The organism is Ruegeria sp. CH11 (assembly GCF_056537105.1).
On the sequence record NZ_JBQFQX010000007.1, the window covers coordinates 63,573 to 84,609 of the forward strand.

At 55.9% G+C, this 21,037-nt stretch carries 18 protein-coding genes and 1 pseudogene; 9 read left to right on the top strand and 10 right to left on the bottom strand.

The window, feature by feature from the left end:
* The first annotated feature begins 2 nt into the window (after window positions 1-2).
* The 5 genes from ACR0LX_RS12655 to ACR0LX_RS12675 are packed head-to-tail and all read left to right on the top strand — an operon-like array spanning window position 3 to window position 4,495.
* Window positions 3-902, top strand: a complete 900-nt coding sequence (locus ACR0LX_RS12655; RefSeq protein ID WP_480784026.1) for a dihydrodipicolinate synthase family protein — start codon at window positions 3-5, stop codon at window positions 900-902.
* Entirely contained in the window at window positions 899-1,198 is a 300-nt protein-coding gene (locus tag ACR0LX_RS12660; protein WP_480784027.1) for a (2Fe-2S)-binding protein, read from the top strand. Before ACR0LX_RS12655 ends, ACR0LX_RS12660 begins: the two co-directional genes overlap by 4 nt.
* Window positions 1,195-2,616 carry an FAD-dependent oxidoreductase gene (locus tag ACR0LX_RS12665; RefSeq protein WP_480784028.1) on the top strand — a complete coding sequence of 474 codons (1,422 nt, stop codon included), beginning with the start codon at window positions 1,195-1,197 and terminating at the stop codon, window positions 2,614-2,616. The genes ACR0LX_RS12660 and ACR0LX_RS12665 overlap by 4 nt, the downstream gene beginning before the upstream one ends.
* Complete coding sequence (locus tag ACR0LX_RS12670; RefSeq protein ID WP_480784029.1) at window positions 2,613-3,713, top strand: NAD(P)/FAD-dependent oxidoreductase; 1,101 nt, start codon at window positions 2,613-2,615, stop codon at window positions 3,711-3,713. The genes ACR0LX_RS12665 and ACR0LX_RS12670 overlap by 4 nt, the downstream gene beginning before the upstream one ends.
* On the top strand, window positions 3,710-4,495 hold the full coding sequence (locus ACR0LX_RS12675; protein WP_480784030.1) for an SDR family NAD(P)-dependent oxidoreductase: 786 nt from the start codon (window positions 3,710-3,712) through the stop codon (window positions 4,493-4,495). Before ACR0LX_RS12670 ends, ACR0LX_RS12675 begins: the two co-directional genes overlap by 4 nt.
* Window positions 4,496-4,770: 275 nt before the next feature.
* Here ACR0LX_RS12675 and ACR0LX_RS12680 read toward each other — a convergent pair.
* The 10 genes and pseudogenes from ACR0LX_RS12680 to ACR0LX_RS12725 form a co-directional block, all read right to left on the bottom strand.
* A pseudogene (locus tag ACR0LX_RS12680) lies at window positions 4,771-5,100 on the bottom strand (transposase); the annotation flags it as partial.
* A 53-nt stretch (window positions 5,101-5,153) separates the two neighbouring features.
* Window positions 5,154-5,642, bottom strand: coding sequence for a hypothetical protein (locus tag ACR0LX_RS12685; protein ID WP_480784031.1), 489 nt, complete (start codon window positions 5,640-5,642; stop codon window positions 5,154-5,156).
* Window positions 5,643-6,348: 706 nt separating this feature from the next.
* On the bottom strand, window positions 6,349-7,770 hold the full coding sequence (locus ACR0LX_RS12690; RefSeq protein WP_480784032.1) for an AMP-binding protein: 1,422 nt from the start codon (window positions 7,768-7,770) through the stop codon (window positions 6,349-6,351).
* On the bottom strand, window positions 7,763-8,608 hold the full coding sequence (locus ACR0LX_RS12695; protein ID WP_480784033.1) for a hypothetical protein: 846 nt from the start codon (window positions 8,606-8,608) through the stop codon (window positions 7,763-7,765). The genes ACR0LX_RS12690 and ACR0LX_RS12695 overlap by 8 nt, the downstream gene beginning before the upstream one ends.
* Window positions 8,605-9,936 carry a hypothetical protein gene (locus ACR0LX_RS12700; protein WP_480784034.1) on the bottom strand — a complete coding sequence of 444 codons (1,332 nt, stop codon included), beginning with the start codon at window positions 9,934-9,936 and terminating at the stop codon, window positions 8,605-8,607. The genes ACR0LX_RS12695 and ACR0LX_RS12700 overlap by 4 nt, the downstream gene beginning before the upstream one ends.
* Window positions 9,933-11,033, bottom strand: coding sequence for a BtaA family protein (locus ACR0LX_RS12705; protein ID WP_480784035.1), 1,101 nt, complete (start codon window positions 11,031-11,033; stop codon window positions 9,933-9,935). The genes ACR0LX_RS12700 and ACR0LX_RS12705 overlap by 4 nt, the downstream gene beginning before the upstream one ends.
* Window positions 11,026-13,482, bottom strand: coding sequence for a PEP/pyruvate-binding domain-containing protein (locus tag ACR0LX_RS12710; protein ID WP_480784036.1), 2,457 nt, complete (start codon window positions 13,480-13,482; stop codon window positions 11,026-11,028). The genes ACR0LX_RS12705 and ACR0LX_RS12710 overlap by 8 nt, the downstream gene beginning before the upstream one ends.
* A complete protein-coding gene (locus ACR0LX_RS12715; protein WP_480784037.1) occupies window positions 13,479-14,390 on the bottom strand; it encodes a UbiA family prenyltransferase in 912 nt (303 codons plus the stop codon). The genes ACR0LX_RS12710 and ACR0LX_RS12715 overlap by 4 nt, the downstream gene beginning before the upstream one ends.
* A complete protein-coding gene (locus ACR0LX_RS12720) occupies window positions 14,387-15,625 on the bottom strand; it encodes a hydroxymethylglutaryl-CoA reductase (protein ID WP_480784038.1) in 1,239 nt (412 codons plus the stop codon). The genes ACR0LX_RS12715 and ACR0LX_RS12720 overlap by 4 nt, the downstream gene beginning before the upstream one ends.
* 318 nt (window positions 15,626-15,943) lie before the next feature.
* Window positions 15,944-17,143, bottom strand: coding sequence for an ROK family transcriptional regulator (locus ACR0LX_RS12725; protein WP_480578916.1), 1,200 nt, complete (start codon window positions 17,141-17,143; stop codon window positions 15,944-15,946).
* A gap of 186 nt (window positions 17,144-17,329) precedes the next feature.
* On the opposite strand from ACR0LX_RS12725, the gene ACR0LX_RS12730 reads away from it, so the two are divergent.
* The 4 genes from ACR0LX_RS12730 (at window position 17,330) to ACR0LX_RS12745 (ending at window position 20,822) form a co-directional block, all read left to right on the top strand.
* Complete coding sequence (locus ACR0LX_RS12730) at window positions 17,330-18,349, top strand: substrate-binding domain-containing protein (RefSeq protein WP_480578779.1); 1,020 nt, start codon at window positions 17,330-17,332, stop codon at window positions 18,347-18,349.
* A 117-nt stretch (window positions 18,350-18,466) separates the two neighbouring features.
* Window positions 18,467-19,537: an ABC transporter permease gene (locus tag ACR0LX_RS12735; RefSeq protein WP_480578777.1), complete on the top strand. Its 1,071-nt coding sequence runs from the start codon at window positions 18,467-18,469 to the stop codon at window positions 19,535-19,537.
* A complete protein-coding gene (locus ACR0LX_RS12740) occupies window positions 19,537-20,319 on the top strand; it encodes an ATP-binding cassette domain-containing protein (RefSeq protein ID WP_480578775.1) in 783 nt (260 codons plus the stop codon). The genes ACR0LX_RS12735 and ACR0LX_RS12740 overlap by 1 nt, the downstream gene beginning before the upstream one ends.
* A gap of 278 nt (window positions 20,320-20,597) precedes the next feature.
* Window positions 20,598-20,822, top strand: coding sequence for a hypothetical protein (locus ACR0LX_RS12745; RefSeq protein WP_480578773.1), 225 nt, complete (start codon window positions 20,598-20,600; stop codon window positions 20,820-20,822).
* Window positions 20,823-21,037: the final 215 nt, after the last annotated feature.

Consider the following 21,037-nt stretch of genomic DNA (forward strand, 5'->3'; position numbering starts at 1 on the left):
CAATGCAAAAACAAGACCTGCACGGCTATGTGCCTGCAATAGCGACGCCCTTCGACGGCACAGGCAACATCATGGAAGACGCATTTGTCGACCTGTTTGAGTTTCTGCTAAGCCGGGGTGCAACCTGCGTCTGTATCGCGGGCGACAACGGTGAAAGCTGGGCTTTGTCGGCAGAAGAACGGGGCCGTCTAGTGAGGCTGGCTAAGGACACCGCCAAAGGTCGCGTTCCGATCATGATGGGGATTTCCGCTCCAACCATTGACGCATCGCTGGCCTATGTGCGCGCCGCCGAGGAAAACGGGGCCGATGTGTTGCTGTCCATGCCGCAAACCTATGTGCTCAAGGCGTCCGAGGCCGAGCTGATGGGCCGGTTCGAGAAAGTTTCTGCCGCGACTGACAAACCGCTGGTTTTGTACAATTCTCCGCGCCGTATGGGCTTTTCGTTGACTGTGGACCAGACCGAGATGCTGCTGAACAATCACAACGTCATTGGGATTAAGGAAAGCCAGCGCGATTTCTTCTATCACACGCGCTTGCTGAACCGTCTGGGAGACAAGCTGTCGGTGATGACAGGGCCCTGCCACTATATCATGCCCGCGTTTGGCTTGGGAGCGAAAGGTTTCATCGCCACCGGGCCGGAGTTCACTGATCTGCTGCCCTCGGACATGGCTGCGGTCGGAACCGGCGCACCGGATGAGACCTATCGCAAGGCCCACTACCAATTGACCGTGCTGTATGAACTGCTGATGGGCACCGCGACCTGGCCTGCCTCGTTCAAGGCGGCGCTGAACCTTATTGGTCAGCCGGCCGGCGTGCCGCGCGATCCGGTTTTGCCTGCATCTAAGGTGGATATCGACAAGATCAAGCGGACCTTCGATCAATTGGGGATCAGCTACGGATGATCCGTCTGGTCCCAGATCATTCCGACCAAATCCGGCGTGCGGACAAGGTCAGCTTCTCCTTCGACGGCACGCCTGTGATTGCCCATTCGGGTGAGACCGTGGCTGTGGCTTTGCTGCGGGCTGGCTATCTGCACCTGCGCGACGCGCCCGAAGATGGCGCGGCGCGGGGTGCGTTCTGCCTAATGGGGCTGTGCCAGGAATGCACAGTGCGTGTGGATGGGACCATCGTTGAAAGCTGTCGCCAGCCAGTGGTAAGCGGGATGGTCGTAGAATCGCTCAGGCGCAAAAGCACGTGACGCAGGTTTACGATATCGCGGTCATCGGGGCAGGCCCCGCCGGAGCCAATGCGGCTTTGACGGCTGACCGGCGGGATTGCCGGGTCGTTGTGATCGATGAGCAACCCAAACCCGGAGGCCAGGTCTGGCGCGCGAAGAGCGCGGCAATTGTCAGCGCCCCCGAGACGTCAGAAACGCAAGCGGGTGAGGCCTTGCGCAGCGCTATCACCGACAGTCGTGTGACCCACATAGGTGACGCGCGTGTCTGGCAGATCGAGCGTCAAGAGGTCGGATGGCACATCCATGTGCTACACAATGGTGCGTCAGACGTGATTGCCGCGAAGGTCTTGATCCTTGCGACCGGGGCACGTGAATTCGTTCAGCCGGTGCCGGGATGGACCACGCCCGGAGTGATCGGGTTGGCCGGGGCAACCGCCCTGTTCAAGCAGGACCTGACACTGCTCGGAAAACATACCGTCGTCAGCGGGACCGGCCCTCTGGTGTTTTTCGTGGCCAGCGAAATCCGCAGGTTGGGTGGCAATGTCGCAGCGGTTGTAACTCCTAATTCACGCGGCGATTGGGCGCGCGCTATACCGGCTATGTTTGACAGACCTGATCTGTTGGTCCGCGGGGGGCGCTGGATGGCCGACCTGATGATGGCGCGGGTGCCAATCCTTTGGCAACATGCGGTAACGCGGGTCGACGGTGACCAACGCGTCACTGCTGTTGGTTTGCGAAAACTGACGGCGGATTGGGCTCCTAGGGGTGCTGAGCACAAGATTGAGGCCGACAGTCTATGTCTTGGAAATGGTTTGATCCCTTCTGTTGAAGCCGCCCAATTGACCCGGCTGCCTTTGAGTCATCGACCCGAGCTGGGTGGTTGGGTCCCCAAGGCGCAACTGGACGGAAGCACAGAGATTGACGGTTTATTCCTGTGCGGCGACGGCGCAGGCATTCGAGGGGCTGCCGCGGCAGAAATTCAGGGCAAGCTTACCGGGCTTAGTGCGTTGGCATATTTGGGTCAGGACACAGAGTCGGAACAAGCGCGTCTGCGACCCGCTTACAAGCGTGCTGCCCGGTTTGGAACAGCCATGACAGCGCTGAGCATTCAGCGTCCCGGAATGGCGGAACTGACAACATCCGATACGGTGATGTGCCGGTGCGAAAGCTTGCGCCGGTCCGACATCGCAGCTGAAATCTCATCGGGTGCCGCCAGCACCAACGCGGTGAAATCAGGTTTGCGCGCGGGAATGGGGCCGTGCGGTGGCAAATATTGTCAAACCGCCGTGGCGCATCTGATCGCGCGTCAGCTTGGGTGTCCGGAGTCCGAAGTGCCGCCCCCGACACCGCGCCCACCGTTGCGTCCGGTTCCGGCAAGTGCCCTTGCTGGTGATTTTGACTATGCTGACCTTCCCATCCCGAAACCGGCGCCGCTGTGACAGATCGCTACGATATCGCGATTGTCGGTGGCGGCATCATGGGCTGCGCTGCCGCATTGCAACTGGCAGCAGGTGGTATGCGCCCGATTGTGCTTGACCAGGGGGATCTGGGGCAGGGCGCGTCCGGTGTCAATGCCGGAACACTCAGCCTTCAGATCAAGCGCGTCAAACTTATGCCTTATGCCTTGCGTGGCCACCATGACTGGGAGGCCATGGGCGATGCGGTCGGTTTCAAAAAAAGTGGCGGCTATACGCTCGCTTTCACCGAACGCGAGGTCGAGCTGCTGCACGAGCGGCAGAAGCTCAAGGCCGAAGCCGGGGCACCTATCACTTTCGTCTCGAACAACGCTTTAAGGGCGGCTGAACCAAACCTGAATCAAAAGGTTCTGGCTGCCAGCTTCTGCCCCGAGGATGGTTATGCCAATTCCTCGCTGACAGGGCAGTATTACCGTGCACGCCTACAGGGGGCTGACATACCCTATCGGGAGCGTTCAGCCGTGACGGCAATAAGTCGGACAGCCAAAGGTTTTGAACTCACTACCACTCATGGACCTGTCCACGCGACCCGCCTTCTTTTGGCTGTAGGTGCGTGGTTGAAACCTGTGGCCGCCTTGCTTGGCGTCGACCTGCCGGTGCGCGCGCGGATCAACACCGTTTCCGTGACGGAGCGGATGCCACCTTTGACCTCGTCGGTCATTGGCCATGCGACCGGCCTTTTGACCATGAAGCAAAAGACCAATGGCACCGTGTTGGTCGGTGGCGGTTGGCAAGGGCGTGGGACACCACAAGAGGGTAGGGGCGAAGTTACCGCTGAAACTGTCATCCCCAATATTGCACTGGCGCAGTTTGCCGTTCCCGCGCTGGCGAAAGCCCGTGTTCTTCGCAGCTGGACCGGGTTTGAGGCAAACGTTCCGGACTTCTATCCGCTGGCGGGCGCTTTGCCGGGTATCAAGGATGCCTTTGTTCTGGGTTGTGTCCGCGGCGGCTATACCATTGGCCCGTATATCGGAAAACTGATGGGGGATTTCATCTTGGGGCGCGAGCCCGAACTGCCTCTGTTCGATCCAGGGCGCGACTTTGACAAGGAACAGCTATGAGTTTGATTTCAACCGACACCTGCCGCCTGGATGGCAAACTGGCCGTGGTGACCGGGGGCGGAAGCGGCATTGGCGAAGCAACGGCAAAGGTTTTCACCGATGCCGGCGCCAGAGTGGTCGTCACCGGTCGGCGATTGGAGCCGCTGCAGCGCGTTGCGTCCGAAATAGATGGGCACGCCATCGCCTGCGACGTCTCGGATCAAACCCAGGTTCAAGCGATGTTCGCCGAGGCCAAAGAAATCACTGGGAAAATCGATGTTCTGCTGAATAATGCCGGTGGCCCCGGCCCGATTGCACCTGTTGCAGAGGTAGACATGGAGGCGTGGATCGGCTGCATGAACATCAATCTGGTCGGCGCGATGTATTGTCTGCAGGAAGCGGCCAAAATCATGAGCGCGCAGCGATTTGGTTCGATCATCAACATGTCGTCCCTGATGGGAATTCAGGGCTATCCAATGCGCTCGGCCTATGTCGCATCGAAATTCGCGTTGATCGGGATTACGGAAACCATGGCCCGCGAACTGGGTCCTGTGAACGTACGCGTCAACGCCCTGATGCCGGGTGCGGTGTCCGGCGAGAACATGGACCGCATTCTGCAGCGCAGGTCCGAGGCCGAAGGGCGCCCTGTCGAAGAAATCGAGCGCGAGAACTACACCGATGTTGCGGCTTTGAAACGCTGGGTTGCCCCGGAAGAGGTGGGCAGGGCGGCCTTGTATTATGCATCAGATTTGTCGTCGGCGATCACGGGTGACAAGATGAAAGTGGATTGTGGCAGGTTTTGACGAGGGACCAGCAAGCAAACGTGTTGCGAAGCGTAGCCAAGGGCACCGCACGAAATCACAAGATCGGCCGACAGCCCCGTTATAAGAATGACCTTTTCTGCCATCGATGTTTTCAGGTCAGGCCGCAATGTATCTTTGGTGCCGGACATTCGCTTTGCCGCTCAATACGGCTGAGTTGCAAAAAATTACCGCGGAACATGCGGTCGTCTTTACGATCGTTCGAACTGCTGCATCCCGCCCAAAGAGATCAGCTAAGTCGATCCTAGGTTCAGGACTCATAGCCAATAGATGGCAGTTGCCTCGAGAGTGATGGCTGAGAGGAAGATATTCGACCAGCGGTCGTATCGTTTTGCCACGCGCCACCAATCCTTGAACCTGCCGAGCATGATCTCGATCTGTTTGCGGCGTTTGTACCGTCGCTTGCCGTATTTCACAGCCTTCTTGCGCTGTATCCGACCCGAATTGAATGCGCGTATCCCCCTGTCTTTGATCGCTTCTGCGACCCATTCGGCGCCATAGCTGTGATCTCTGAACAGCCAGTCGACGTCTTGCAGGCTGCTGAGCAATGCCCGTGCGCCGATACTAACGACGTACAATCCCAGTGGGCCAAACCCATCATTCCGCGTTTGCCTGCCATAGGCCGCGAAATAGGTGGCTTCTATCTCGGTCTGAGGAAATTGCTGCGCCAGATGCGCGTGGATCGGCATTGGCAGTTTGGTGCTGCCATATCGCCCGAAATATCCACGGGATTGGTCTTGCGGGATACGATCGCAATCCTGCCTATCAGGCAGACAATCCCCAGCAGAGCCTTGATGGTTTTGCGCAAGTTAATCTGTTTCGTCCAAGGTCGAGCTTTTTGTGCATCTGATCTGCCAGGCCGATAGAACAGCGCAAATGGCGCAATTGTCAGAATTAGGGTCGCAAGCCCGATCAGACTGTGCCTAGTTTCGGCCATCACATCCAAGTTTTGTACAAGCCCTGCCGCCAGAAACGAAATGCGCAGGCTGTTGTCCAAGGCGGCGCATCTGATCACCGCCAACAGGCTGACGCCCTTGACGCGCCACCGTGGCCTCATAATCGCGTTTTTAGTGACCACAAAGGCCAGCAACAGCAGATGCACTGACGCGCCCGAGCATGGCAAGTCCACCAGAATTTCTCTCTCTGGTCCAAGGTGCTGCGCACGCCGTCACAAACGACACTCGAAAACAGAAGGCTGAGCATGTGACAAGACATCTCGTCCGAAACCATCTGCAGCGGAAATCCTTTGTGCGCTGCAAGACCATTTCGTGCGGCAGGGAAAATAAGAACAGGGTAACCATCCAGAATGGCGACAGCGCGAAGGGGCGCTGACTTAGCTAAAACAACCCAACCAGTGCAAAAACACGCAAAGCAAGCGCAATCGCGTTGAAGATGTTGCCCGTCAGAACCTGTCCAAATAACCGGATTAGGGCCGCAAATAGCAACAACGCAATGGCTGGTGTCTGAGAGCGCGAACCCTGCGGACAACCGCTCAGCAAGCTCATCCCTTGCAGACCCAATATCACAAGGACTTAAACGTATCCGTAGGAACCATAAGCTGGGCTGAGCCAGCTTTGAACAAGCTATTGCAGCGGCTGCGTGGCCAGGATTATGGATGCAATGGCAAATGCGTACCATGCCAAGGGATCTGCGGTCAGCCGGTTCATACCGACCGATGTGAAGGGCAAATGCGCATTTCAACTGCCCAAGATCTGCAGTCTTTTGAGAGAAGCGCTCAGTTGAGATATTCACTGCAATTCTGGTCAACCGCCTATTGAACATAGCGGTGGAGCAGGTCAGGGAGTTCGGCTCAGCGGCTTCTGCTTAGGCTTGTGTCAGACCCTGATGATACGTTCAAGTTCCGCGCGATCGACTTTCGACGCATGGCGCTTGTCCATGGGAATTCGCGCGATCGGAAACACATTGGTTACGTCAAAGTCTAGAGCATTTTTTCGCCATACATCTATGTGATCCTGTGATCCTTGAACGCAAAGTGCGGGGCCCGCTTTCGCATTGACAAGCGCGCACCGATCTACGCCCGGCCATTGCCGCGCTGCGACCTCGATAGCAAGTGGGAACAGCGTACCTGAATCGACTTCAATTTCGGAGCCGATCCGCCCCAACAACCATAAACGTCCGATGTCATCCAGTGCACCGGCATCTCCTGTTCGATGCCATATAACGCCCTCCTCTAAGATTTTGTTTCCCTTTGAGTCGGCCGGGTCCAAGTACTCCTCATTCACATGCGCGCCGGTAACCTGGATTTCATTGTCGCGAATGCGGAGCTTGATTTCAGGCACGGGGTGCCCCACGAGAAGACCCTTGCCACCGGTCATTCTGCGGCCATCTTCTTCCGAGATGTCTTCGGCATTGAGATGAGCAATCGGTTCGGCTTCGGTTGATCCATAGACGCATATGACCGATAGGCTGTGTTGGGTTTTCAATGACTCGACAAGGTCTGGAAACACCGGTCCGCCGCCCGTGAAGACTGTGTGCAATTGTCCTGTATCGCCCGATTGACCTAATTTTTCACATAGTGACGGAGGTACGAGGGCTCGTGTAATCAGCTGTGACTGAATCCAGCTTTGCATCTGCTTGGGCGATAAACGGTCAAGCTCGCTTAGTCTCCAGTCTGGAAGAATACTTGTGCGCCCTGCAGCCAGGTTGATGAGAGTGAAGACTGGGAAGGCCACCAGATCGCGTTCAGCCTTGTCGCTATACAGCAGGGGTGCGATAGCATCATGTTGTGCCATCAAGAACGCATGAGAGCGGGGGATGGCCTTGGGCTGACCGGTTGATCCTGACGTGAATGAAATCAGAGCGGTGTCATCCGGTCGAACACTGAGTGCCGGGGGGGCACGGCGGCTTTTGCCCGGCCTCAGAAGGGGCAAGAACCAAAGGTTCGGAACCAAAAATTTCAGCGCAGCAAACGCGCCGGCAGTACAGAACGCTTTTGGTTTTGTTGTCCGAGCGGCATGGCGTAAACCGGCCAGCCCCATTGCCGGTTCCGGCAGAACGACTGTTGCACCGAGGGACCATAAAGCGGCGAGGCTTGCGTACAGGTTTGCATCGACTGGCATTGCCAACAGCACGCGATCGCCAGGTTGGATACCCTTATCCTGCCATCGACCTGCCAACTGTTGAATACGCGACTGCAAACCTTGAAAACTGATCTGGCGGCCTTTGCCATCCACAATGGCCGTTCTTTCTGGAAACCGTTTTACCGCGGAAGCAAATTGAGTGAGCAGATCAGTCATTCAGCTTTTTTCCAAGCAGGGTATACCGCCTGAATATCGTCGCGCCCTCCGCTGCACTGCGATCGGCAGACGTATTGTCATCGTGGATCAGGGCATGGATGGCGTGTTTGTATCCCATCCTGAAGGCGGTCTTGTGAAACCTGTGGGCCAAGTGTCGTCCAGCACCTGGCTCAAGACTTGCGTAAGTCTTGAGGATAACGGATGCGGGGGCAGGGCCCTCAGCATAGTTAGGAATTCCGAACAGAAAGCCGGCCAGTGTCCCATCGCGGCGACGCGCAAAAAGGATCAATTCGCGTTTCATCATCGGTACAAACGGCATGTACATGGCCATAAAACCTGCCTCGGAAATCGGCTTATAGAATGGATTGTTGGAAAAAGCTTTGGTTGAAAGGGTGAAAACCTGTCGGAGCAGCAATTCGGGGTCGCTTCCGTCCCATTCTTCTATGTCAAAGTCATCGCTGTTGGGTGGGTCATTGCAAGCTTCTGCGCGAAGCAGCACGCGGGCCGAGAAATACCTGCTGATCTCCTTAAACCCAGCGGCCTGAAACACATCGGGTTCGTGAGGTTTGTTGTTAGGTTCCATCAAAAACGGAGCGGATCCGTCGCTGTGCGCTACGAACCGATAGTTGTGCCACGTGTCCCCCGACATAGGGCCGATAATGCGGTCGATGCCAGCCTTTCGAACCCGTTCCGACCCCTTGTTCAAAATGTCCGAACCGGCCTCGGGCGTATTGCAAGAAAAGTCGCCGAACGTTGCCGTCGGACTGCCGTCCCAAATAGGTCCGTCCAGATACACGGTCAGCCGTGCAGCAGCTGTTTTGATCGTCTCTATCGTCATGAAATTACTCCGATAAAAGAACCTACACCAGTCAATCTGACAACGACCCAACCGTAGTAGATCAACGGTAGAGCAAGGGCCAATACCGTCAGCCTCGCGACCCGGTCTTTGTCGAACCATCGGGGCCGGATCAGGGGTACTGTGGCCGTGCATATCAGTGTTAGCAAAGCCAGGGCTGTGAGTGGCTCGGCCCAACGGGAAGACTCCGGGGTCAGAGCAGCAACCACCTGCCAGATCACAAGGAGTCCAGCAGCCACCGCCAGGATCGCTTGGATTTTGCCCTGCAGCGCAAGGACGCTGAACCCCATGGCCAATCCCATTGCACTAAGGCCGTAAAATAACACGGCGTTCCATCCGGTTGCATTGCCAAGCGCGAGCCAACCAAAACTGAAAAGCCCAAGGGTGGCGACGACATCCAGATCAGGGTATTTCCCTTCGCAAGGGTTCATGACACGCGACCATAAGTGCGTGATCAGCACCAGAATGGGCAGTACAGCATTCTGAAACGCGGTGACCGACAACAGTAGAAATGCGGTGATGACATAGACCCGAGCGGCATGTCGGGAAAGGCCGAGCCTTGCACCGAGTGCACCGAAACCGACAATCGAGGCCAGAAAAGCAACAGCGATTGTCGCCAGTTCGATCAGCGAGCTATCGTAGTGCACACTCAGAAAAATAAGCAAGCCAAGAGGCAGAAACAGGTTGTCAAATCCACGCCAGCTTTGCGCCTCGACCAGAGTACCAAAGGCCGCGACCATTACGCATAGCAAGAGTGTGATTTTTGGCGGCAAGTCCGACATAATCAAAAAACAGACGATCGAGACTAACAGCGTAATCACGAAGAAAACGACGGAACCTTCGACGCTTTTTTCGCCGTCTTCGACCATGAAACGCCGTGTTCCATATGTGGTTCCGGCCAAAGCAGCAGCGGCATCCGCTAGCGTCAATACAGCGATTGGCAATACATAGAACAAAGTGTTTTCTCGTGCCAAAAGGAAGCAAAGTCCAATTGACAAGGCGAGCAGAAAGTCGCCATAGGATGTTCGCTCGACCCCGTGGAGTGCCGCACCAAGACCTTTGGAAAAGCGCGGCAACCGCAGAATAAGCATAACAACTATTGTGGTTGTGATAAGCAGGTAAACCGGCCATCTGTCGGGAAAAAGCCATGGCAACAACAATGCAAATAGGCCTGTGCTGACATGCATCAACTTCCGTTGCACCTCAGCACTCAGGCCAGCGGACCTTGCAAGATAGCGGATGACCGCCATCACACCAAGCAAAGCTAGCACCGATCCTGCGGCCAGAAGTATTTGCAGGATAACATTCAATATCTCACCTTTTCGACCACAAAATCCGAGTAGAAGAATGCCATGTCGCGTGCTTTCTGCCGTGTTTCGATGTCGGTCAAGGTTTCGATTCTGTCGCTATATTCTTGCGGCGCGCGCCGGGGTGCCATCATGTTCCAATAGACCAGCCGGGCATTTGGCTCGGTTGCAGTCAGGATCGTGCCATAGACCTGCCTGAACATTTCGGGCGACATGTATTCAAAAATGTCGGACAGGTTGAACCCGCTCGCTTTTTCGCCCGTTGAAACGAATGCTTCCAGCGACCCACGACGGATATCCAGGCGATCAAGCCGGGATCGGATTGTCTCAAAATGCTCGGGACGCCATGCCATTGGTAAGGCATCTCCGTGGGTGCCTTTGAGAATCCAGTGCAGATAAGGATTTTGTGATGGATCGGTGACAACCGCTGCGTGATGTATCCGGCGCGCAACATGTTGGGCCGGACTGCCTTCAACATGGTCAAAAAATGCGCTATCCCGCCCCATGCGTCCCATGACGTAGCGCGAAAAGAATATGTTCAGCAAAAGCCGCCAACGCAATGTGTTAAACCGAGTGTCGAAAAAGGTTTGCCGTGCTTCCGAGGAGCGTGGAGTGAACACGGCATCAATTGTATTGCGTGAATGCACCAGCGGTAACAGCCATGTCCGAAAGATACGGAAGTACCGCTCGAACTTTCCGACGCCGCCAATGCCATACTTTTTGACTTTGGGTAGCCGGGTCTTCCAGAACTTGCGCGTTTCAGCATCTGTGCCCTCCATCGCCTGGGTCAATAATGTACCCCGCCGGTTGCTTGGGCGTGATCCGGTAAGTTCGAGGAATCCAGGATGGGACAGTGCTTGGTAGGCTGCTATCCTGAGTTTGAGGCATGCGATCTGGGCGGGCGACAAATCCAGTACGACAATGCGTGAGGGATCAAGTGTCAGCATGGCCAGAGCATTATCCCCCGCCGAGCAAATGGATACCAATGTCTGATCCGCGCAGTCACCCAAGGCGGATGTCAATACATCTGCGTCCTCCCACAATTGGGCGTATCGGATGCTGTCGAAATCCGCCTTTTTCTCGATTTCGCTACTACACATCGTACCGTTCCACTGTTCCGCGCGCGCCGTCGACGGTTATCATCTCTCCATCATCTATCCATTGAGTAGCCCCCTTTAGCCCAACAACGCAGGGAATACCCAATTCCCGCGCGACAATGGCCGAGTGAGATAACAGCGATCCCCTCTCAACAACGATGGCAGAAGCGTTTGAGAACACGGCAATCCAGCCTGGGTCCGTGTGACGCGCCACCAGAATTTCACCGGGATTCAGGGCTTCGTTGCGTGGGTCGCGGATTACGCGCGCCCGCGCGGTGGCCTGTCCTGCAGAACAACCCGTTCCGTGTTTTACTCGCGCCGTGTCTACCTCGATATCAGCAATCTCTGACCAAATCGGCGCAATGGCGGGACCGCGAATTTCGATCCGTTCCGGAGGGTCGGGGCGTCGGGATGAGGCCTCGTCTTCCTGCTTGCGCCGTGCCACGATACCTTTCAAATCAGGCGACAGGCTAAAGCCTTCAATCGCTCCGATGGTCTCGTGCGTGGTCAGGAAAAACACATCCCTTGGAGTTTCAAGCAAATCGCGCGCGGCGAATTCCCGTCCGATCCCCAAAAACACGCGCCGCGCATAGCCAAAGATGCGCGTGCGTTCAAATCGCAGATTCTCGCGGTCGCGGACGCGCGCTTTCGCCCAACCCAAGATCCACTTTGCCAAATTCCGCTTGAACGGGTTGCTCGGAAAGAGCTTCTGCCAATCCGGTTCCAAGCCTTCCTGGCGACCACCGGCGAGGCGTTCGGAGCTGGCGGCAATGGCCAGCAAAAGGCTGGTCGGATCGTCGCGCAGCGGGACGCTTTCCAGTTTGAGTTCTTCGGTACAGCGATCGCCGAATTTCTCGAGATACGCTTCAACCTCGGCTTCGATCTTCGGATGCCCGTCAAGAACGGTCAATGCCGGTTTGTCTCTCAACTGATCGGCAAGATTTGCTTTCCGGATCAAGGCTCCCAGCCGGGTAATACGTTGTGCTGGTTCGGCCGAAACTATGTCGCCCTGACCGATCATGAGGTCATTGTGCAGTGACAGACCGTCCTCGCCCAGCCACCGTTGCAGAAGGTTGCGTGAGCCGCCAAAGGCGATCATGCACAGAAAGTCGTTGATCAATGGCGCGTCCCAACGATCCAGCAAAGTGCTTTCGATGCGTCGGTATTCGGCGGCCAGATCGGATGCGTTCGAGGTGTCGACATCCAGACCTGCCTGCAACACGCCGTTCAGCCTGCCATAAAAATCGTGCCTTGTTCGCGGCAGGCGGATCGCCTGCCAGATCAAGCCCACTGCGACATTGGCCAGTTTTGCATATTCCACGAACCGGCGCCAACCGACCGAGGGAGGCGGGTCAAAGGCCTCGGTAACCTCGCGCGGCATCGGCTCAGAAACGCCCATCATCGTTTCCATGTAATCACGGTTCAGAGAGAAGCCGGGCAACAGTGCCAGGGCGCGGTACCAATTGACCAAATTGTAGTAAACACGCCCGTCCACCCGCCCGAGCAAATTGTCGAATATGGCAGGATTCTGGACGACGACGTTTTGGGATACACCCAGCAGCCGGACAAAAGCACGATAAACCTCAGAATACACGTGCAGGGCAAAGGAATAGGTCAATGGGCTGACGACACCCGGATAACTTTCGACGATGTTGGAATTGTCGAAGATTGTAAGCGTCTCGTCCTCAAGTGCTGTGGGGCGCAGGGCCGTTGTGATTGGCCGAGCCTGCAAAATATGAAGCCCATGCGCATCTATCGCCCATTCGATGTCTTGGGGAAGTCCGAACAGTGCCTCGGCTCTTTGGGCAAGAGATGCGATGGATTGGGCTTCGTCCACGGTCAGTTGTGCTGGTGACTCCGGTGCGATTTCCGGTGTTCCATCAGTGCCAATTACCCAGCCTTCGCCATCCACCTCGCCTGAAACAAGTTGTTCTGCCAGACCCTCGACAGCGGAAATAACAACCACGTTTCGCCGACCGCTAACCGGATCGGCGGAGAAGGCAACACCCGCGGAGCTCGCATCAATCATTCGTTGCACGATAATCGCAGGGGCCACGGCCTCGCCTCCGGATTTGACCGAACGGTATGTTTCAACTGTGTCTGAGAACCCGGATTGCCAGACCTGCTTGGCTGCGTTCAGCACGGAGCTGGCACAAACATTTAGGACAGTTTCGTATTGGCCTGCATGGCTATGTTCCACACCGTCTTCAGTTCGGCCGGAACTGCGTATCGCGTAAGGCCCTGGTCCGAGCATTTCAAGCTCGGCTGTGACTGCGGATTTCAGACCCTTTTGGGGAACGGGGCCAGAGCGCCCACTGCGAAACGCATCATTGGTGATGACAAAAAATGCAGGAAGGGCAAAGCCATGACGAAAAAGATGAGAAAGGGCCGCTGCTTTGCCGCCAACAACAGCAACATCTTCGGCTTCCGTCTGGGGCACAATGAAAGTCATTCACTGATCCCCATGAGGAATGGCAAAAAACCGGCTGTGGAATAGCAGAAAAACACCCATAACCCCGCGATAGTGTCCATTCTTGTTTGGGCTTTAACCGTTGGCGTTTGAAAATACTGATAGGCGGCAACCCCACAGGGAATCAAAGCCAGTGCACCGACCAACGCGCTTGACCAGCCGACATCAGTTGCAGAACCCGTTCCTACAAGTAGTGCGTAGGACAGCAGAACACAGCCGACCCAGATGCATCCGGCCCGACGTGGACCCCATAGGGCCGAATAGGTGTCGACCCCCGCAATTTCATTTTCGGGGGCCCACAACTTGCGCCCAATTTCAAGGATGCAACCGTTCACGAAAGAGAGTGCCAGAAACAGCCACAAAGAAGATGCAGCCCTCCCCGCAGGCAACCATTCGATCGCTGTTAGCAGCAGATCAATCATGGGCATGATCGCCATATGACTAACCAGGTACAACACCGGTCGCGTTTTCAGCCACGTAGGGACTCCAAACTCAAACGTCATCGCTGCAAGCCAGATCCAGACAACAATCAACAACCATAGGAGCGATGGGTGCCAGAACCAGGCAGCGGAAATCGCCAAAGGAATAGTCAGCAATCCCAGGCCCAAAACTTCTCTCTCAGATACGAGCCCGCGCGGGATCGGCCTGTCGGGTCGGTAACGGCGGTCGTCATCAGCGTCTTTGAACTCGTCGCAGACGCGCATCTGGAAGAATAGCGCCATTGCCAGAACAAACCCTGCTGCAAAGGCGGGCCACTCGGGCAGTTGGCGACCTGCTAGCCGCGCAGAAACGCAGATACTAGCAGCGGAAAAGACAAGTAATAGGGGGACTGTCTTTTTGAGCGGAAAACGCTCGGATTGATAAATCCAAAACCGGTGCCAAAAACTCATCGTTGACGGGCCAAGCTTTCGTGGGCACGGGTGAAATGGCCCGCTGCTATCGCTGCAACGATCGAGATTTCTCCACATAGACATGTCGCCGCAGCAACCTCGGCCAGCGCTGTGCCGCAACCGCTACCCCTAAGGCCAAGTATGTTCAGCGCCGCGGTCTGACTTGGCAAGCCGGTGCCGCCACCGACCGAGCCCACCAATATGTTCGGAAGCGTTACCGAGCAGAAAAGGTCGTCGCCCTTTGGTTCCATCCGGGTTACACCCATAGCACTTTCAGCGACGCAAGCCGCGTCCTGACCCGTCGCGATGTAGAACGCCGCTAGCCCGTTGGCATAGTGCGCTTGCGCGCCAAATTGGCCCGAAAGATGCGCCCCCAGATTGGCTACGCGCCCATAGGCCAGCATCGCGTCGACTGTCGTGCCCAGTGTCTTTTCGACAATGCCTGCGGGAAGTGCAACCGAGGCGCTAACCTTGCGCCCACGCCCGGTCACCAGACCCAAAGCCGAAGCTTTTTTGTCGCCCGAGAAATTGCCCTCAATGTACCAGTTCTCGATTGACACAGGGCAGTTCTCGGCGATCGAATGACACAAAGCATCGGTGGCGATGGTCACCATGTTCTGACCCGCTGCGTCACCCGTAGTGTAGCGGCAAATCAAGAAGACAACATTTGTGTCTATGAAGGGTTCCAGCGATATTAGTTTGCCATGACGAGTAGTTGCTTCGGCCGCAGACTGGAGCATGTCGACATTCGTCACCACCCAATCAACGAATTGTCCCGCCTTTAGCAGGCTCTCGAATACAAATGCAGGGGTTCGCAGAACACCTTCGTACAAAACAGCTGTGCTTACTCCGCCTGACCGGGTTGCTGCATATGCGCCTCGGGCATAGGAGGCAACCAACGCAGCTTCGGTCGTCGCAAGAGGAACATGGAAATCGCCGTTTGCGTTCATTCCGTTCAGGCGTAGCGGGCCAATGACCCCAACTGGCAGTTTTACCGTGCCGATGAAGTTCTCAATATTGGTGCCATAGGTTTCGGTGGCTTCGACAGTCATAGGATCGGCGATCTGCGCTTGATCCGTGTCGCTGGCCGTAGGTTTCAACTTCTCCCAAAGACGCGCGACCATTTCTTTAGTCGACCTGCGGGACGGGCGTATTGCTGAAAACTCGGCATCATTTGGTGCCATCTGCTGCGGAATCTGATCGGCGTCAAAGCGTGCTTTTATGCGTTGAAGCATTTCCCGAACGTGAAACGGAATTACCAAAAGAGTGCTCCAATAGATTTCCTGAACATAAGTATTGCGATCAAAACCCGATGCGTCGGCAAGTTATCAGCCGTTAGACTGAATTCCAGCTAAATTTTTGGATCGTCCTTTCTCTATACCCGGTTTCCAGTCAGACAACTGATGAACCACGCCGAGCTGTTCAGCTTGGGCCAAAACCAAGAATAGCGTTCGCGATCATAAAGCGGTGCTGCGGCAAGGTCGAGTGAGCGGTCCATCGGTATTCCCAGTTTCACATTGCATGTCGGCAAATCGCAGACCTAATGACTTCCGCTACATTCCGGAAAGCCCTGCGTTGGTGTTCAACAGAAACTGGCGGAAAATCGGGCTGCTTGCCGCGCCGATGCAGCGGGCGTTTTCGCCAACCGCAGCTGCTTCGACCACCGGAGGTATCAAGCCGCGTTTGTCCTGATTGACAAGGTAGCGGCGTACTCTTGAGACCAGTTCTTCGCGCACTTCTGGCGGGAAGGCACCGTCGATAAAGATAGCCTCAAAGTCGATAACAGCGCAAATTGAAAGCGCAGCCTTGGCAAGTTCCTGCGCCGTCGTGCCGATCCACGGTTCGACATATCTTGCAATGCTGCTCCAATCCTGCGGCTTTTTCCAAAGAATACCGGGATCGACACCCGCTTCGATCAGCCTGTCCTCGAGCAGAAACAGCGATGCGGTATCAATCAGTTGCTGGCTTTCACCCAAAGGACCCGTCGTGCGCATCGCACCCAAGGCGCCGGCATTGCCCTGATTGCCTTCGAACACGGTGCCATTCAGTGCGACCCCACCACCGATCATCGAACCAATGAAGAAATAGAAGTAGTCGCGATACTCGGCCCCGCGACCATAGAGATGCTCGGCGTGACACGCTGCGGTCGCGTCATTGACCACGAACACCGGCAGATCGCTGAACTTGGCGACCTCGGAGAAAAAGTTCACGTTCTTCCACGAGCTGAACTTCCTGGCTGCAAGCCCGGTCAGGTCGTGCCATTTCCACAGTTCGAACGGCGTGCCAATACCGATCCCGCATACGCGATCACGAAGCCGCTGAGGTTCGCGAGAAAGAAGCGTTTCCAGGCCTGACTCCAGGAAACCGAAGACGGCCTCTGGTAGCGGGTAGTCATAGGTGGTGGAAAGCTGGCGGCGCGGTTTGCCGGTAAAATCGATCAATAGCAGGTCTGCACTTCGTCGCCCGATCTTCATTCCAACAGACAAGATGCCTTCAGGGTTTAGTTCCATCGGAATTGACGGCTTTCCAACTTTCCCGCGCAGAGGGGTGCCGCGCTTGAGAATCTCGTCCTTCTCGAGCTTGCGCATAATGATGGACACAGTCTGAGGCGAGAGACCCGTAAGCCGCGCGACATCGGCCCCGGCGGTTGGCCCATGCCGTTGTAAAACCGTCAAAATCAGCCGCTCGTTGTGGTCGCGAACGCCGCTTTGACTTACGCCGCCAGTCAGTAGTCTGAGCGTCTCTTTCTCCATAGCTTTGAACATAACCACCTCGTTTCCTTATGAAAAGATGCCGCGGCAAATTAATAAATAAACTTTATTTATTTATTGACAGCAAGGCAAGAATCGCATTTCTATACGTATGACCTGCATTGGAGGATGGAGGTGGGTCTCGCAGGCTTGCCGCGCGGGACGACAACAATTTTCTGGGAGGATAATATGAAAAATTTACTCAAGCTTGCCGCCTCCGCAGCCGCGCTTACGATGGCTGCCGCATCTGCCCAAGCGGCCGGAGAAACCGTCTGCCTGATCACCAAGACGGACACCAATCCATTCTTCGTGAAAATGAAAGAAGGTGCGACGGCGAAGGCCGAAGAGCTGGGCATGACGCTAAAAGCGTTTGCCGGCAAGATTGACGGCGACCATGAAACTCAGGTCCAAGCCATCGAAACCTGCATTCTGGATGGTGCTAAGGGGATTCTGCTGACGGCATCTGACACAAGTTCGATTGTCCCGGCTGTTCAGCAGGCGCGCGATGCAGGTCTTCTCGTCATCGCATTGGACACACCGCTGAGCCCGATCGACTCGGCCGATGCGACGTTTGCGACGGACAATTACAAAGCCGGTCTGCTGATCGGACAATGGGCGAAGGCCAAGATGGGCGATGCGGCAGCCGATGCCAAGATCGCGACGCTTGATCTGAACGTCAGCCAGCCAACCGTTGATGTTCTGCGCAACCAGGGCTTTTTGGATGGCTTCGGCGTCGACCTTGCCGACCCCAATGTGATCGGCGACGAAACTGATGCTCGTCTGGTCGGAAGCGACGTGACTGACGGCAACGAAGAAGGCGGCCGCCGTGCCATGGAGAACCTTCTGGCCAAAGATTCAGCGATCAACGTTGTTCACACGATCAATGAACCGGCCGCAGCGGGCGCGTACGAAGCTCTGAAATCAATCGGTCGCGAGAACGACGTGCTGATCGTGTCCGTTGATGGCGGTTGCCCCGGCGTGCAGAATGTGGAAGCCGGAGTTATCGGTGCCACCAGCCAGCAATATCCGCTGTTGATGGCATCGCTGGGTGTCGAGGCCGTAAAGAAATGGGCAGACGAGGGCGTGAAGCCTGAAAACACGCCCGGAAAAGACTTCTACGATACTGGAGTCGCGCTGATTACCGACCAGCCTGTAGATGGTGTGGAGTCGATCTCGGTCGCCGAAGGTCTGGAGCTCTGCTGGGGCTAATCAAAGACCAGTTGGATGAGGCGCGCATCTGCGCCTCATCATTCCTTTCACAGCAAACCAAAACTTCCTGTAAACTAGCCTCGTGGTCGCACTGTCAGCCACGAAAGAGGGGGAGATATGTCTGAAGCAAACCAAGGCACCCAGGAATTTGAATCCGCTGCCAGCAGGACAGAAACTGTCGCGGAGTTCGAAGACAATCGGCGTGGCGTTCTGGGGAAGTTGCAGCATCTTCTCCATGTTAATCCATCTTTTGTGCCGCTAATCGTGCTGGTCGGTGCAATTTTGATCTTTGGCCTGCTTCTGGGCTCGAAATTCTTCTCACCCTTTGCAATGACGCTGATCCTTCAACAGGTTCAGATTGTTGGCATCGTTGCTGCGGCTCAAAGCCTGGTCATTCTGACAGCAGGCATTGATCTGAGCGTCGGCGCGATCATGGTGTTTTCTTCTGTCATTATGGGGCAATTCACGTTCCGATATGGCATTCCGGTGCCAATCGCAGTGATGTGCGGACTGGCCGTCGGAACGATGATCGGGGCTCTGAATGGCTGGCTTGTCAGCCGCGTTAAGCTTCCCCCGTTTATTGTCACGCTCGGGATGTGGCAGATCATTCTTGCGACCAACTTTCTGTATTCCGCGAACGAGACCATTCGCAGCCAGGACATCGAAGCCAACGCTCCGTTCCTTCAGTTTTTTGGCACCAAGTTTAGTATCGGTGGTGCGACCTTTACGGTCGGCGTGATTTTCATGCTCGCTCTGATCTTCGTGTTGGCCTATGCGCTGAAACACACTGCCTGGGGGCGTCATGTCTACGCGGTCGGCGATGATCCTGAAGCGGCAGAATTGTCCGGGGTCAACGTCCATCGGACGCTGATGTCCGTCTACATGTTGTCGGGTCTGATCTGTGCATTCGCGGGCTGGGCATTGATTGGACGCATCGGATCGGTCTCGCCGACATCCGGCCAACTGGCCAATATTGAAAGCATCACCGCTGTCGTGATCGGAGGTATCTCTCTGTTCGGCGGACGGGGTTCGATTTTGGGATCATTGTTCGGAGCGTTGATCGTCGGTGTGTTTACTCTTGGGCTGAGGCTGTTGGGCGCAGATGCGCAGTGGACCTTCCTGCTCATCGGTCTTCTCATCATCGCGGCGGTCGCTGTTGATCAGTGGATCAGAAAGGTATCAGGCTAATGTCAGACACAACTCCAGTCGTCCAAGGGCGCGGGATCGTGAAGCGCTATGGCCACGTCACCGCCATCGACCATTCAGATTTTGAACTGCGTCAGGGGGAAATCCTTGCGGTCATCGGAGACAATGGCGCGGGAAAATCCTCGATCGTCAAAGCGATTTGCGGTGCGACAATCCCGGACGAGGGCGAAATTCTGATCGAAGGAAAGAAGGTCAACTTCACCTCTCCGATTGATGCCCGAAACATGGGGATCGAAATCGTTTATCAGCAGCTTGCCATGTCGCCCGCATTGTCAATTGCCGACAACATGTTCATGGGCCGCGAAATTCGCAAACAGGGCTTCATGGGGCAATACCTGCGCCAACTCGATCGCCCAGCGATGGAGAAATTCGCGCGCGAAAAGCTGACCGAGCTTGGCTTGATGACGGTACAATCCATCAATCAGGCGGTCGAGACGCTTTCTGGCGGTCAGCGTCAGGGCGTCGCCGTTGCCCGTGCTGCCGCCTTTGCAACCAAATTCATCATCATGGACGAACCAACTGCCGCGTTAGGGGTGAAAGAAAGCCGCAAAGTGCTTGAACTGATCCAGGACGTTAGATCGCGCGGCATTCCGATCATCCTGATCAGCCACAATATGCCACATGTCTTCGAAGTCGCTGACCGCATTCACGTGCATAGGCTGGGCAAAAGGCTCTGCACCATCGATCCCAAGGATTACACGATGTCCGATGCGGTGGCCTTCATGACGGGGGCAAAGGAACCCCCAAAAGAGGACGCCGCCTGATCAAGCGGAGAGAAAAGGGCGGGTACGATCTGATCTTTCCCCAAGAAGGCAATTTGAGGCCTTAAAATCTGCCCATTTGCGTCGGGCAGTTGACGCGCTTCTAGTTTACGAACACGCCAAAGTCCTATCGACGCCGCAGGGATACGTCTTGCTGCGATCCAAGCTCGCGCTGCATTGCAGCACGCGCAATGGAGCTATGAGCAAACTTACACTACTCAGCAGGGTTCCGATGACAAATATTGAACGCCAAGGGAGGACCAACGTTTACGAGGGTCCAAATGGCACACTCAGCAACAACTACACAGGCGCGTTTATCGCTGCCCGGCTTGATAGCGTCTATCGGGTCGTCGATCTATTCGGTACTCATCAGCGTGGCGGAAGCCCAATCGCGTGTTCGGCAGGTCGAATTCCTGCAATCGCTCAGCGACGAAGAACTGAAAAACCGCGGCCTGACGCGCGAGCGGATCGTACATCGGGTATTTGCGGACTCAATCTGGTTCTGATCTTTGCTGCTACAGAGGAGGCGATGGCATGACCAACCTCCTCTGTACCGCGCGACCGTTCTCGGATTAGGCGCTGCCAGCCGCCTGCTGTTGGCATATGAAGCCCGGCTTTTGCGCCGCAAGGTTCTGATTTGCGAAAGTGGTGCACAGATAGGTATCGACTTGAGGCGCGTCATTGTCGAGAGTGCAGTCCTGAATTCGTCGGTTGCCGTGTT

What these genes read in the sequence shown, in the direction of transcription:
- ACR0LX_RS12710 (WP_480784036.1), bottom strand. Translation starts at nt 13,482, where the DNA reads ATGACTTTCATTGTGCCCCAGACGGAAGCCGAAGATGTTGCTGTTGTT.
- ACR0LX_RS12735 (WP_480578777.1), top strand. Translation starts at nt 18,467, where the DNA reads ATGTCTGAAGCAAACCAAGGCACCCAGGAATTTGAATCCGCTGCCAGC.
- ACR0LX_RS12690 (WP_480784032.1), bottom strand. Translation starts at nt 7,770, where the DNA reads ATGACTGATCTGCTCACTCAATTTGCTTCCGCGGTAAAACGGTTTCCA.
- ACR0LX_RS12675 (WP_480784030.1), top strand. Translation starts at nt 3,710, where the DNA reads ATGAGTTTGATTTCAACCGACACCTGCCGCCTGGATGGCAAACTGGCC.
- ACR0LX_RS12660 (WP_480784027.1), top strand. Translation starts at nt 899, where the DNA reads ATGATCCGTCTGGTCCCAGATCATTCCGACCAAATCCGGCGTGCGGAC.
- ACR0LX_RS12730 (WP_480578779.1), top strand. Translation starts at nt 17,330, where the DNA reads ATGAAAAATTTACTCAAGCTTGCCGCCTCCGCAGCCGCGCTTACGATG.
- ACR0LX_RS12655 (WP_480784026.1), top strand. Translation starts at nt 3, where the DNA reads ATGCAAAAACAAGACCTGCACGGCTATGTGCCTGCAATAGCGACGCCC.
- ACR0LX_RS12725 (WP_480578916.1), bottom strand. Translation starts at nt 17,143, where the DNA reads ATGGAGAAAGAGACGCTCAGACTACTGACTGGCGGCGTAAGTCAAAGC.
- ACR0LX_RS12705 (WP_480784035.1), bottom strand. Translation starts at nt 11,033, where the DNA reads ATGTGTAGTAGCGAAATCGAGAAAAAGGCGGATTTCGACAGCATCCGA.
- ACR0LX_RS12715 (WP_480784037.1), bottom strand. Translation starts at nt 14,390, where the DNA reads ATGAGTTTTTGGCACCGGTTTTGGATTTATCAATCCGAGCGTTTTCCG.
- ACR0LX_RS12695 (WP_480784033.1), bottom strand. Translation starts at nt 8,608, where the DNA reads ATGACGATAGAGACGATCAAAACAGCTGCTGCACGGCTGACCGTGTAT.
- ACR0LX_RS12745 (WP_480578773.1), top strand. Translation starts at nt 20,598, where the DNA reads ATGGCACACTCAGCAACAACTACACAGGCGCGTTTATCGCTGCCCGGC.
- ACR0LX_RS12740 (WP_480578775.1), top strand. Translation starts at nt 19,537, where the DNA reads ATGTCAGACACAACTCCAGTCGTCCAAGGGCGCGGGATCGTGAAGCGC.
- ACR0LX_RS12720 (WP_480784038.1), bottom strand. Translation starts at nt 15,625, where the DNA reads ATGCTTCAACGCATAAAAGCACGCTTTGACGCCGATCAGATTCCGCAG.